The following is a 13,016-nucleotide window of genomic DNA, read 5'->3' as shown; positions in this document are numbered from 1 at the left end:
CTTCTTTCATGATCAAATTTTATACTTTATTTTCTCATGATTTGTCAGAAAGCAAAAATAGTCTGCTTAAAAATCTGATTTTTCTAGTAACAAGGTAACAAATTTTTCCAAATACAGTTGGTCAACCGCATCATAGCTATTTGTTACACCACTATCAATATCTAAAACACCGACCAATTGATGATTTTTTACCATCGGTACAACGATTTCAGACATCGCAGCTGAGTCACAAGAAATATAATTGGCGTGTGTCTTCACGTTATCAACAATCAATGTAGCTTGTTTTTCCGCGGACTCACCACAGACACCTTTGCCCATTTTAATTCTGGTACAAGAGACTTTCCCTTGAAAAGGACCCAAAACTAATTCTTCATCTTTATATAAATAATACCCAGCAAAAACGGTATCTGGTAATGTTTGTGCAAGTAACGCGGACGAGTTTGCTAAATTTGCAATAGCATCCGTTTCTATTTCTAACAAACCGCTCAATTGTTGTAAGCACAATTCGTAGGCTGCTTTTTTGTTTTCTCTCGTTTGTTCAGTCATGCTTGGTTCATCTCCTTCATTTTGTCTTATTATAAAGGAAGATACGCAAAAGTGCTATGTTAAAGTGAGTCAAACAAACTTGAAACGCTGATACACGTTGTGAGCAGAAGCACTTTATAAGGATTAAACTGTGACGAGTAACCGCTAGACTGACACTATGCGTTGCTCAGAGCTGAACCTTGTTTCCTCTGTTTGGCTTTTTAGCATTCTATTTCTACCTAATTTTAAAGCAAGTTAAACCCATTGTCCTTTCAACATAATCTTGCGTTTCTGCGGTTTTCTAGCAATCACTTCTGCTGTAGAAGCTGCTTCTGTAAAGATAAAGTTTGCTTCGTCGCCTTCTGTAAACCAAAGACGTTCTTCTTCAAATGAAAAAGGTGCTTCTTTGCCACAGCCATGGACGTAAGCTTGAGTAAGTTGCTCTTCTGTAATCTTTCCTGTCATTTCACAAAAATTACGTAATTTTTCAAATAAATCACCTGAAACATTAGAACTCCAAGAGTCAAAAAAGCCATCACTACCTAAATGAACCGATACACCAGCTTGGCGTAACACATCAATTGGTGGCAATAAATAACGAGGATCATAGGGAATTGTAGACATAATCGCCGTTTGATGCGTTGCCAAGCGTTGGTATAGTTTTTCTTTTTCTGCTGGTCGTACATCTAGCAGCGCAAAGGCGTGACTGATAGCGGTTCGCTGAGTAAATTTTCGTTCTTCTAAAATGTCTAAAAATTTATCAATTGTATAAACGCCAACTTCCCCCGTATCATGCAAGTGGATATCGATTCCTACTTGAAATTCTTCTGCCAAATCGAAAATAGTTTCTAAAGATTCTTCAATTGCATAATCAATGCCTGCAGGATCTAAACCGCCAACCATTGTTCCACCATTTTTTAGGGCTTCTCTCATGAGTAAAACCGTGTGGGGATTTTTTAATAATCCATGCTGTGGAAAGACAACAATATCATAATCAATCACATGCGCATATTTTTCTAAGGCTCTTTTGACGCCCCAGAAGTTTTCTAGTTCTACATAAGGATCAATGTTGACATGTGTCCGAATATAAGAGGCTCCATAACCAATCAATTTTTCAATCATGGCCGTCGCTCGTTGTTCTGTTGACGGCGCTAACAATTTAAGTTCACTGGCTTCGTCTGCTAAACGCTCTTTTAAATTCTTAACAGGTTGGCTAGCACGCCAGCCTAATGAAAGGTAGGTTTTATCTAAGTGATTATGGCTCTCTTGAAAAGCGGGAATAGCCAGTTGTCCGTTTAAATCAGTGCCTTGTTGTTTTTCAGTGACTTGATTTTGCGGAATAATCGCTTGGATTTTCCCTTCTTGAATCGCTAAAGTATAGCGTGCGGTTTTAGTATACGTTAATTCGTGGTGGTCTTTAGCAAAACCAGTTTCTAAACGAACATTATTCAAATAAACAATGGATGCTGTCATTCTCTTTCCCCCTTTTGAACGGCTTCAACCAGTTGTCCTTTTAGTATCAGTTGTTGGATTGGCTGTTGGCGTGCAATCACGTGAGCAGTGCTCTCAGCATTAAATAGTAGGAAATCTGCAGAATCGCCGACATTAGGCCAAACTCGCTGCCCGTTAGGATCAAGAGGCGTTACAAAATTACTCGCTAAGCCCCATAAACGATTCAAGCGATACTCATCGCTAATTTTAAATCTTTGAGCGGCTGTATTTAATTTTTCTATTGTATTGCCACTGCCAAAAGGCGACCAATGATCCGTCAAACTGTCATGAGCCACGGAGATCTTAACACCTTGTTCAACCAAGGTTGGAATCGGCATGGTGGGCATTCCAATCGGTACAGTCGAAGTCAAATCAATACCTGTTTCGATGAATTTTTGCGCAATGTCTCTAATTGCTGCTTCTTCTAAGCCCCCTAAGGCTAAAGCATGACTTAAAGTGACTTCGCCAAACATTTTTGCTTGTTCTGTATAATCAACAAATTTATTAAATTCATAAAGTCCCAAAGTATCACGGGCGTGTAAATGAACATCAATTTTTTTATTAAATGTGGTAGCTAATTCAAATATTTTTGCGATTGAATGATCCACATGACGATCCACAAGGGCTGGATCAACGCCACCGACATGAGTTGCCCCCATGCGTAAGGCTTCGCGCATCAAAGGTTCGACTTGTGAGCGGAGTAATCCGTGTTGAGGAAAAGCCACAATTTCATGAGTAACGTATTGTTCATATCGACTAAATGCTTCTTTAGTAATTTCAATATGTTTCGTTCCAATAGATGGATCTACATTACAATGACTGCGAATATGATAATGGCCTTGTTGAATATACTGCTCAATAACTTGGCAAGCACGTTCTAAACTAGTTGGTAATTGTTCAGGTAACAGCCAAGTTTCTTCTTCAATACGTGTTAAAATTCCTTTCGTTAGTGGACGACAGGCCTTCCAAGGTCCCCCAAAATACGTTTTATCAATATGAATATGCATTTCTCTTAGAGCAGGTAAAACGAGTTGCTGATTCACATCGATAACTGTTTCGCTCTCTAAAGGCCTTAACTGCGGTGCGACCGCAGTACAGACCTCGTTTTCAATTCGAATATCATAGCTAGCTGTTTCTGTCGCAACAATTCGCTGATTCACAGTAGAGAATCCTGTTTCTAATTTACAGTTTTTTAAAAGCATGACAAACCCCTTCCTACCTTCATTCAATTAGTTAACATAGGCCCATTTTAAACTGTACGTAGGTCCAAATGAATGCCAATACAGATCCTTGATTTTTTGATTAGCTAATACAGAAATGCTTCGATTGTAGATTGGTGCTAAAACCGTTTCCTGATTCACCAAAATATCTTGTGCTTGAGCAAAGTCATTTAAACGAGCCTCTTGATCAGCCGCATGTGTTGTTCTAGTCTCTTGGATTAATTGATCATACGTATCACTCTTGAACGTTACGCCGCCCAAGGTACTATCCGAAGTAAAGATGCGCATAACTGTTAATGGATCACGATAATCGGTTCCCCAACCAGATAATTCTAAATCATAGTCTCTCGTTTGATCACGATCAACACGAATAGTAAAAGGTACTTGAGTAACATTCACTTCTAATCCGTCTAGATTTTCTTCCAATTGAAATTGGAAAAACTCAGCAGCTTTTTTGGCGCTGTCTGTATCATCTGTTAAAAATTCTAATTTGATTTTATCCAGCCCAATTTCTTTTTTCCCTTTTTCCCAGAATTCTTTTGCTTTCGCTGTATCGTAGGTTAAGTAGTTATTTTTCTTAGCAGCTAGTTTTGTGAAATCTGTTCCATCTGGCGCAATCGTTTGTCCCGGTGGAATTACTTGATCTGTAGCCGTTGATTGATCTTGCAAAACTTCTTTTACAAAACTTTCTTTATCAAAAGCTTGTGCCAACGCTTTACGAATATTGTTGTTCGCTAAAGCCGGATTTTCTTTTCCATCACGAACACTGTTCATTTTTAAAAAGTATGTGACGAATTGAGGAATTGAAAGAAAGGCTGGATTATCAACATAACCAGGAATAAATTCACCACTTAGCTTATTCACTACATCCAATTCATTCGAGTCAAACAAATTCACCGCTGTCGTTGGGCTCTTAATTACTGAAACTTTTGCTTCTGTTAATTTAACTTTTTCAGCATCCCAATACGTATCATTTTTTTCGTAGGTCCAGTCATCGGAAGAGGCATTATCCCATTCTTTCAATTTAAAAGGACCATTATAAATCAAATGTTCTGCATCAGTGGCATATTTATCCCCTTGTTCTTTGATATATTTTTCATTTTGTGGAAACAAAACAGGAAACGAAAGTAATGATTTCAAATAAGGGGTGGGCCGTTCTAAAGTTATTTCTAACGTTTTATCATCTAGCGCCTTAACCCCAAGAGTATTCACATCTGCGCCTTCTAAAGCAATTTCCTTAGCATTTTTAATGACATCAAAAAATAACGCTTGATGAATCGACCCTGATTTAGGGGAAGCAACTTGTTGCCATGCATAAACAAAGTCGTTTGCTGTTACTGGATCATCATTCGACCATTTGGCATCTTCTCTAATCTTAAATGTATAAACGGTTTCATCTTCAGAAATCGCTGGTTCTTCGGCAGCGACCCCCAACTCTAATTCATCTTCTTTACCTAAAACATAGAGTCCCTCATAAACTTGATTCATGACTAAAGTCGAGGTCGTATCCCCCGCTGTGTGTGGTTCCATTGTCGAAATAGCCGCTTCAGAACTAATTGCAATTTTTTGTTCCGCTGCTTTATTACTATCAGCCGAGTTTCCCGTTCCCGCCTGACAAGCCGTTAAAGCTAAAAGCAAACCGACGCATCCTAACATTTTTAATTTCTTCATACCGATCCCTCCATTTTACAAACTATAACCTTCAAAGTTACCAGAATTTTCTGATAAAATATAGAAAAAGAAGCATATCTGATAAGAGTCTCAAAAAACTTACAGATTATAGAAATACTTGAGACATTTAAAGTAGCTGAAACAATAGTAAAAGCATTAAAAATTAAGTATACTATTGCTATATCTTTAAACGATGCGTTTCTATAGGTTGTAAGCGCTGATTGTTCTTATTTGGTCACTTGTGACTACCAATCACGTGATGACTTGGAACTTTTTTCTATTAGTATAAGGATACCTTATTTTCCCTAAAATAGTTTTGTAACATCTTACAATAAATACACTTAATTTTTAGATAATTCATACAAAAGGAGGCCTTGCTAATGATGACGGTCAATGATCTACTCCATGCAGAAGAACTACCTGGTTTAACCTTATTGACACACGAGACCAATTTAGATGCGCCAATTCTACAAGCAAATATTTTAGAAAATCCTGATGCTTTTGACTGGTTAACGCCAGGAGAAATTTTATTAACTACCGGCTATATTTTCAAAGATCAGCCTTGCTTGCAAAAACGTCTTATTCAAGAACTAGCAAATATGAACTGCGCTGCCCTAGGCTTTAAAGTCCAACGCTATTTCAATGAAGTTCCACAAGAGATGATCCAATTAGCGAATGACGTCGGATTACCAATTCTCTCAATCCCTTATAATTACAACTTTTCTCAAATTATTTCATTGGTCAATCGCCGAGTCAATCAACCTGACGAAACGATTAGCCAACATTCTGTTCATATGCATAATAAATTTTATACAATTATCAAAGCTGGCGGAAAAAGTACCCAATTACTAGAAGTATTAAGTGCCGCGATTCAAGCGCCTGTAATGCTTTTAGACGAGCGTTTTCAGATTATGAATCATTTTGATTTACCTGATGCGCCAACAAGAATCACCAGTATTTTAAACAACGCGACTCTCAAAAAACAGTTTGAGACAGCTTTAAAAGCCCAGAACAATGAGCTCCTATTATTTTATAAAGAACCATTGACTGTTGAATTTTCCTTAGCGAACCATCAGTTATCTTTGCGAATTTTACCCATCAAAAAGAAAAATCTCAGCTTATCTTACTTAGTGATTTGGCAAACTACCAAAAAATTACAGACGATTGATTTATTATCTGTGGAGGTCTGTGCTCACTACCTTTTACCACAACTTCAATTAGAATCTTCGGAAAATTTAACAACGAGGCAAAAGATCGGGGCGCTGTTTCAAGACCTTATCCAAGAAAAAAATACCAATCCTCAAGCTTGGCAAGAATTTAGTAATTATCTGCAATTAAATGAAAAAGATACATTTAGTCTCTTGCTTGTAGCCATTGAACAATTGGAACAACTGTTTAATCCGACTATTCAAATGAATAGCATTGGCCATCAATTGAATCATATTTTAGAAGGATATCGACAAAAAATTACTGCCTTTCCTACACAAACTGGCTTTATTTTATTACTAGAAAATCCAGCACAAGAGGAAGCCACCTATCTTGTACAAACCACTCATCTTGCCAAGAATTTACTAGAGCAACTAATGAAACTGAATCCAAAATTATCATTTAAATTAGCGATTGGTCCAACTGTCAAAAAAATCACCGATCTGTGTGATTCTTATAAATTAGCACAAGAAACATTCCACTTAGCACAAGCAAGTCAAGAATTACAACAACGAACTATTTTGAATTATGACGACCTCTTTTTTTATCGTTTAATGATCGAAACCCTGACCAAACAAGCCAAACAAAAAATATATCAACGATTGATTGAACCATTAGAAAAAGAAGATCAAAAACATGAAAGTTCCCTACTAGAAACCATCAACACCTACTTTCAATCGAATAAAAATATTTCGTTGACTGCCACAAATATGTATGTACATCGTAATACAATTATTTACCGCTTAAAAAAAATAGAAGAGATTCTTCACTTAACTCTAGAATTTCCTGATAGTTCGCTACAACTAAGTTTGGCTGTGTATTTATATAAACAAAAATTACTATAAAAAAGCCACCACGAATAGTAAATCGTGGCGGCTTTTTTAACTGTTTCAATTTTTGTTAGCGAATAATCATTACAGAAATTGGGGCATATCGAGCCATATAAGCTGCTTGGCTACCAAAAAAGCTTTTTAATTTGCTAGTTGACTTGGAGCCAATAATTAACAAATCTGGTTTATTCAAAGGAATAAGCTTATTAATAATTAATTCCCCTGGGTTTCCTTCATTGACAATTACACTTACTTTATCGATGCCATTCGCTAACGCTTCTTGTTGATATTTTTCCGTTTGTTTCTCTAATTTCGCCAACTGTTCTTGCCAATAATTTTTATCTAACGATTGGTAAACATTAATCTCCTTCTCTTCTAAAATCGAAACAATAACCAATTCAGCTTGTTCTTCTTTTGCTTTTTGGATAGCATAATGAAATGCTTTTAACGCATCTGGCGACTCTTCAACACCAACCATAATTTTTGAAAATTTCATTATTTAACCTCCTCTACTTGTTGCTCCATAGCTGCAAGCTGCTGTGCGTATCGTTTATCGCCTTTATATAATTCCACAACCGTCCAAACTAACAAGAGGATGACGAGTGCTATGATGACATAAGCAATATTATCGGCTAACGTAATTTGACTTGCTGTCGGATTATCACCGAAGAATCCTTCAATTTGATCAGGTAAGCCTTTCATATTGAGGTAAATTAAGCCAATGACAGAAACCCAGCCTAATAATTTAATTAACCACGAGTTTTTAAAATGTTCACCCATTTCAACACGGCTATCTGTAAACATCAGTAAAGGCAACATCGAAAATGGCAAAGCAAATGCTAGAAAAACTTGTGAATTGTTCATTAAATTATTAATCGCGATATGCTCTTCCACTGTACTTTTCCCGCTGGTCATTAAAACACAGATTAAGACAGGAATAACAGATAACAAACGTGTGACCATCCGACGTAACCAAATTGGCACGCGCATATGAATAAAGCCTTCCATAATGATTTGACCAGTTAACGTTCCTGTAATTGTTGAATTTTGTCCTGATGCCAATAAGGCTACCGCAAATAAAATCGATAAAATTCCAGAACCTGCAATATGCGCTAAAATAGAATTACTCATAACCGCTGGATTTGATAAAGCATCAAACAAACCAAAGAATGAAGGATCTTTGACACTGCCGGATTTAAAAACGGCCACACCCATAATCAATAACAAAGAGTTAACAAAAAATGCCATCGTTAATTGAATATTAGAATCCCAAGTTGAAAAGCGTAAAGCGCGTTGAATATCGGTTTTATCTTTACGATCAATTTTACGACTTTGTACAACAGAAGAATGTAAATACAAATTATGAGGCATCACTGTTGCACCAATAATCCCCAATGCACCTGTCAGTGGCGTTTGCCCATTCACCGCATGTGATGTAGAAAAAGCTTCTGCACTAGGAACCAGCCCTTTAATTACATCTCCCCATACTGGATTTGACAATGCCACTTGATAAGCAAAAATCACAAAAATAACAACAATTAAAGCAACAACAATAGCTTCAATTTTTCTAAAACCAATTTTTGTCAATAACAACAAAAGTAAAACATCAAATACCGTAATGAAGACAGCCAGACCTAAAGGAATATGAAATAATAAATATAAGGCAATTGCGCCCCCGATAACTTCAGCGATATCTGTAGCCATAATTGCTAACTCTGTTAAAATCCATAATACAATACCTAACGTCTTACTAGTTCTAGCACGAATCGCTTGTGCTAAATCCATCTGTGAAACAATGCCTAATTTAGCCGCCATATATTGGAGCAACATTGCAATCAAACTGGAAATTAAAATAATCGACATCAATAAATATTGAAAATTTTGTCCCCCAGTAATTGAAGTAGACCAGTTTCCTGGATCCATATACCCCACTGCTACCAATGCTCCTGGACCTGAGTAAGCAAATAACGTTTTCCAAAAACTCATATTTTTAGGCACGTCGATGGTGCCATTAATTTCTTCAAGCGAAGGACCATTTGCATATTCAATCAAATGATGTCTTTGCTTTGGTTCATGTTCTTCTGAATTTTTCAATTCAATTCCTTCTTTCGTTTTGCAATAATTTTAAAAGGCCCTTCCCGTTAGAAGGTTAACCTCTAATATATTTTAGGTACACCTAAAATATACTGCTAAAAATAACAAAATGCAAGACTTGAAAGAAAATTTTGACAGTGTAAAAATAGATTGTCGTAAATGTGCGGTCTTAAAGTTTGAAGAAATTAGGGTAGCTGGTAGTTGATTATCTTAAGAAGTAGAAAATAAGGGACCTAAGTCATTTCGGCTTAGGTCCCTTATTTTATTTTTATTCGGTTATTCTATTAAGAATGGATGCTACAATTTCTGTCGTGTCAGCTGAATGATTTCTAAAAATCTCGGTAAACTGAATCTGACGAAAACCTTCAAGTACTTCGGGCAACTTATTTTTCCCCCATTCAAAAGTTCCATCATTTCTTTTCAATAATCTTTGTAAAATTTCTTCTTTCTCGACCGCTAACAAAAAATGATAAACGTCAATGCCTGCTCGTCTCAAATATCCAATCAGCTCTTCTTCATATTCTTTTTTATAAAGGGTCATTGGAACAATAATCGGCCGTCCAGACTCTTTGGACATTCGTTTTAATAAATGAGCATTCCAGCAACGCCATTCCTGATACTCTTGAAAATCATTTTCTTTCATTTCTTCGGGAACTAGCTCCATCAATGCACTACCAATAATTTCTGGATCATAAATGATTGCATTGGGAAGTTTTTGTTGTAACTCATGTGCAATGGTCGTTTTTCCGGCTCCAAACGCACCGTTTAACCAAATAATCATCATAATTTCCTTTCTTCTGAACAAATTTCTTTGTTGTTTAATTTAGGTGCTAGATTACTTTTAATTTTTTTATCCATTCACGTATAGTTACTACTTACATCTTTAACAGTAAACGAAACAAACTAAAAATACAACATCCTATGCTATTCACCTTGCGTTACATAACATACTCATCTGATAATTTCTCCCTAAAAAAACAGAATGTGGGCAATCTTTTTAAGAATCATTGAATAGAATAACAACAAACAGTAATTCAGGTATAACTAGCTAGAAATTGTTTTATTTTTAGTCACGAGTATGATAAGCATGTAAATCAAATAGAATCATATTAGGTGAGGTTACTCTGAAGAACACAGGTTATCGCTCGGAAATGTCGAGAGACAGTAACGAGTAAAGCAGGGATTGTCGAATTAAGGCTTTCCTAAGATAACTAGAATTTTTTTCTTACGTCTCAGAAAGCCAAAGCTCAATTATTGTGATTACCCTATAATCTTCTTCTTTTATTCGGCGACCTCTTTAATATGATTAATTGGAGGTTTTTAAATTGAAAGCTGTCACTGCATCATCTAAGAAAAATACCCTACTTGCTAAAAGTATCGGGAATCTTACCTTGCTCATCATTTTAGGCATTTTCATTTTTATCATCGTCTTCTCTTGGCTAAAAATGAATCGCCCTCTCCACACCCTTCCCTCAGAAGAATTCCTCGCAACACCAAGTAAAACAGATGATTTCTTATCTCCATCAAATCTTTTTTACTTTTCAATTCGAACCATGTTCCGAATGATTGTGGGGATGGCTTGGTCCTTCCTGTTTTCCTTTGTTTTTGGTATTTTAGCCGTAAAATATAAAACGGCACGAAGAGTCATTTTACCATTAGTTAATTTCCTTGAATCTGTTCCATTGCTAGGTTTTTTGACCTTTACAACTGCTTGGTTACTTGGTTTATTTCCAGGAAATGTGATGGGCGCAGAAGCGGTTGCTATTTTTGCCATCTTCACAGGTCAAGCTTGGAACATCATGTTGACTCTTTATCAAATAATGGAAGTTATTCCTTCAGATCTAGTCAATGTGACCGATCAGTTCAAGTACAATGCTTGGGAAAAATTTTGGCGTCTTGAATTTGTTTACTCAATTCCTGGCTTACTTTGGAACGTTATTATTTCTCAAACTGCGGCTTGGTTTGCCTTGGTGGCCAGCGAGCAAGCTTCTGTTGCCTTTCCTAAAGAAACCAACCTTTATTTACCAGGAATTGGTTCTTATATCCAAGTAGCATTAAATCGAGCCGACTTTAAATCCTGTTTATGGGCTGTTTTTGCCTTATTAATCAATGTGGTGATTTTAAACTTTTTAGTTTTTCAACCTTTAGTTCGAGCCACTTATTATTTTAAATATGAAACAGATGTCGAAAGTACGACGCCACCTAAATCCATCATTTATCATTTATTAAAAAAAGCAACTTTAACGAAATACTTTTCAAAAGCTTTTGTGAAATTCAGTCATTTTTGGATTTACGATTTACCAAAAGTTTGGTACTTTTTCAAGCTAGACTATCTCTATCGATTACTAGCAAAATTACGCCATTTCTTCAAAACATTATGGTATGTCAGCTTAACCATTATTGGGGTTTATTGTTCTATTAAGCTCTATCATTTCTTGCCCCATCAAGATTTCAGCATGATTCCTAGATTAACCCTTTATACTACACTACGGGTTACCTTGGCTATGGTCGTTGCTGGCATTATCTTTACTCCCTTAGCAATCTGGGTTGCGAATGATAATCGGCGCTTAAGTATCGTTCAACCGATTGGACAAATTTTAGGCTCCATTCCGTCAAATGTTTATACTCCATTCATTGTGTTGATTATTAGTATGGGCTTCAACAAATTAGAATGGTGGATTTTACCACTCATCATGGTTGGTTGCCAATGGTATTTTTTCTTTAATGTAATTGCTGGCTACTTAGCCATCCCTGATGATATTCGTGACGTAACCAAACTTTTTAAATTATCTAAATGGCAATGGTGGACAAAATTTTTGATCCCTTCTATTTTACCTTACCTCATTACAGCAATTATTAACGCTGCTGGTGCTGCTTGGAACGCTGATATCGCAGCAGAAAGCATTCAATGGGGCAAAAAATCAATAGATGTTACTGGCCTAGGACAATATATTGCGGCAAACGATGGCGTAAAAGATAAATCTGCCTTAGGAACCTTAGCGATGTGTTTCGTTGTTGGTTTATGTATTGCCTTTGTTTGGCAACCTTTATATCGAGCAGCAAAACAAAAATTTCACTATTAATAGCTGGACGACTCAACTCGACTAAATTTTTAAGATAAACTAGAGAGGAGAACGATAGGTGATTTCCCTTTACCTATCTAATAAGACGATGGAAAATAAAGAATTATTAAGCATAAAATCAGTATATAAAGAATTTGAAATTGAAGGACATTCAGAACATTTAAAAGTCCTTGAAAATATTGATTTAACAGTTAAAACGAATGAATTTTTAAGTATTATCGGACAATCAGGAACAGGAAAATCAACGTTGCTCAGAAGTATTGCTGGACTTCTTCGTACAACTAGAGGTGAAATTACTTTTGAAGATAAAATCATTAATGAGCCTGATGCCAATATCGGCATGGTTTTTCAACATTTTGCCCTTTTTCCTTGGTTGACAGTTGAAAAAAATATCAGCTTTGGCTTAGAAAACCGTAAAGAAATTTCTCGCGAACAAATAAATAAAAGAGTCAGTAATCTCATTGAAATGATTGGTTTAACTGGTTTTGAAAAAGCTTATCCCAGAGAGTTATCTGGTGGAATGAAACAGCGTGTAGGCTTTGCTCGTGCTTTAGCCATCGAACCTAGCTTATTGCTCTTAGACGAACCTTTTTCAGCTTTAGATATCATTACAGCCAGCCAATTATCTAACGATTTATTAGAAATTTGGCTAAACAATCAAATTGCGACTAAATCAATTGTAATGATTACGCATGACGTTCAACAAGCAGTCCAACTTTCTGATCGGGTTGTATTAATGGATGCAAATCCTGGTCGTATTGCCAAAATTTACTCAATCGATATCCCCAGAAATCAACGTTCGCCAAAAACAACCATTGATATTGTAGAACAAATAACAGAAGAAATGGTTCGTCGCATTCATTTATAAATAGAACTATTTTGACTTCTGCTTATGT

The 13,016-nt window shown here is 36.2% G+C and carries 10 protein-coding genes and 1 riboswitch; of the genes, 3 read left to right on the top strand and 7 right to left on the bottom strand.

Going from position 1 to position 13,016, the window contains the following annotated elements:
• Nucleotides 1–66: 66 nt before the first annotated feature.
• From msrC to MKZ30_RS04410, 4 genes are all read right to left on the bottom strand, one after another.
• Complete coding sequence (gene msrC, locus MKZ30_RS04425) at nucleotides 67–546, bottom strand: free L-methionine (R)-S-oxide reductase MsrC (protein ID WP_002360627.1); 480 nt, start codon at nucleotides 544–546, stop codon at nucleotides 67–69.
• A gap of 234 nt (nucleotides 547–780) precedes the next feature.
• Nucleotides 781–1,998, bottom strand: a complete 1,218-nt coding sequence (locus MKZ30_RS04420; RefSeq protein WP_002384759.1) for an amidohydrolase — start codon at nucleotides 1,996–1,998, stop codon at nucleotides 781–783.
• Nucleotides 1,995–3,245 carry an amidohydrolase family protein gene (locus MKZ30_RS04415; protein WP_002382064.1) on the bottom strand — a complete coding sequence of 417 codons (1,251 nt, stop codon included), beginning with the start codon at nucleotides 3,243–3,245 and terminating at the stop codon, nucleotides 1,995–1,997. Before MKZ30_RS04415 ends, MKZ30_RS04420 begins: the two co-directional genes overlap by 4 nt.
• On the bottom strand, nucleotides 3,246–4,907 hold the full coding sequence (locus tag MKZ30_RS04410; RefSeq protein WP_002363656.1) for a peptide ABC transporter substrate-binding protein: 1,662 nt from the start codon (nucleotides 4,905–4,907) through the stop codon (nucleotides 3,246–3,248).
• Nucleotides 4,908–5,287: 380 nt separating this feature from the next.
• Here MKZ30_RS04410 and MKZ30_RS04405 point away from each other — a divergent pair, with 380 nt between their 5' ends.
• On the top strand, nucleotides 5,288–6,958 hold the full coding sequence (locus tag MKZ30_RS04405; RefSeq protein WP_033600443.1) for a PucR family transcriptional regulator: 1,671 nt from the start codon (nucleotides 5,288–5,290) through the stop codon (nucleotides 6,956–6,958).
• A gap of 55 nt (nucleotides 6,959–7,013) precedes the next feature.
• Here MKZ30_RS04405 and MKZ30_RS04400 read toward each other — a convergent pair whose 3' ends face one another.
• The 3 genes from MKZ30_RS04400 to MKZ30_RS04390 all read right to left on the bottom strand — a co-directional run bounded on the left by MKZ30_RS04400 (nucleotide 7,014) and on the right by MKZ30_RS04390 (nucleotide 9,821).
• Nucleotides 7,014–7,439, bottom strand: a complete 426-nt coding sequence (locus tag MKZ30_RS04400) for a universal stress protein (RefSeq protein WP_002358161.1) — start codon at nucleotides 7,437–7,439, stop codon at nucleotides 7,014–7,016.
• Nucleotides 7,439–9,037, bottom strand: a complete 1,599-nt coding sequence (locus tag MKZ30_RS04395; RefSeq protein ID WP_002382010.1) for an Nramp family divalent metal transporter — start codon at nucleotides 9,035–9,037, stop codon at nucleotides 7,439–7,441. Before MKZ30_RS04395 ends, MKZ30_RS04400 begins: the two co-directional genes overlap by 1 nt.
• 268 nt (nucleotides 9,038–9,305) lie before the next feature.
• Complete coding sequence (locus tag MKZ30_RS04390) at nucleotides 9,306–9,821, bottom strand: P-loop nucleotide/nucleoside kinase family protein (protein WP_002382060.1); 516 nt, start codon at nucleotides 9,819–9,821, stop codon at nucleotides 9,306–9,308.
• Between the two features lie 314 nt (nucleotides 9,822–10,135).
• Nucleotides 10,136–10,303, top strand: a riboswitch (M-box (ykoK) riboswitch).
• A gap of 44 nt (nucleotides 10,304–10,347) precedes the next feature.
• On the opposite strand from MKZ30_RS04390, the gene MKZ30_RS04385 reads away from it, so the two are divergent.
• Both MKZ30_RS04385 and MKZ30_RS04380 read left to right on the top strand, forming a co-directional pair.
• Nucleotides 10,348–12,120, top strand: coding sequence for an ABC transporter permease subunit (locus MKZ30_RS04385; protein WP_002384764.1), 1,773 nt, complete (start codon nucleotides 10,348–10,350; stop codon nucleotides 12,118–12,120).
• Between the two features lie 88 nt (nucleotides 12,121–12,208).
• Nucleotides 12,209–12,988: an ABC transporter ATP-binding protein gene (locus MKZ30_RS04380; protein ID WP_002360638.1), complete on the top strand. Its 780-nt coding sequence runs from the start codon at nucleotides 12,209–12,211 to the stop codon at nucleotides 12,986–12,988.
• The last annotated feature ends 28 nt before the right edge of the window (nucleotides 12,989–13,016 follow it).

The organism is Enterococcus sp. LX10 (genome assembly GCF_023539285.1).
In the GTDB taxonomy this organism is placed as follows: Bacteria; Bacillota; Bacilli; order Lactobacillales; family Enterococcaceae; genus Enterococcus; species Enterococcus faecalis.
The sequence above is the reverse complement of the archived record's forward strand: the minus strand, read 5'-3'. Positions and strand labels throughout refer to the sequence as shown.

Excerpts from the sequence above, each read along its gene's own strand:
- MKZ30_RS04405 (WP_033600443.1), top strand. The coding sequence starts at position 5,288 with ATGATGACGGTCAATGATCTACTCCATGCAGAAGAACTACCTGGTTTA.
- MKZ30_RS04400 (WP_002358161.1), bottom strand. The coding sequence starts at position 7,439 with ATGAAATTTTCAAAAATTATGGTTGGTGTTGAAGAGTCGCCAGATGCG.
- MKZ30_RS04410 (WP_002363656.1), bottom strand. The coding sequence starts at position 4,907 with ATGAAGAAATTAAAAATGTTAGGATGCGTCGGTTTGCTTTTAGCTTTA.
- MKZ30_RS04390 (WP_002382060.1), bottom strand. The coding sequence starts at position 9,821 with ATGATGATTATTTGGTTAAACGGTGCGTTTGGAGCCGGAAAAACGACC.
- MKZ30_RS04420 (WP_002384759.1), bottom strand. The coding sequence starts at position 1,998 with ATGACAGCATCCATTGTTTATTTGAATAATGTTCGTTTAGAAACTGGT.
- msrC (WP_002360627.1), bottom strand. The coding sequence starts at position 546 with ATGACTGAACAAACGAGAGAAAACAAAAAAGCAGCCTACGAATTGTGC.
- MKZ30_RS04380 (WP_002360638.1), top strand. The coding sequence starts at position 12,209 with ATGGAAAATAAAGAATTATTAAGCATAAAATCAGTATATAAAGAATTT.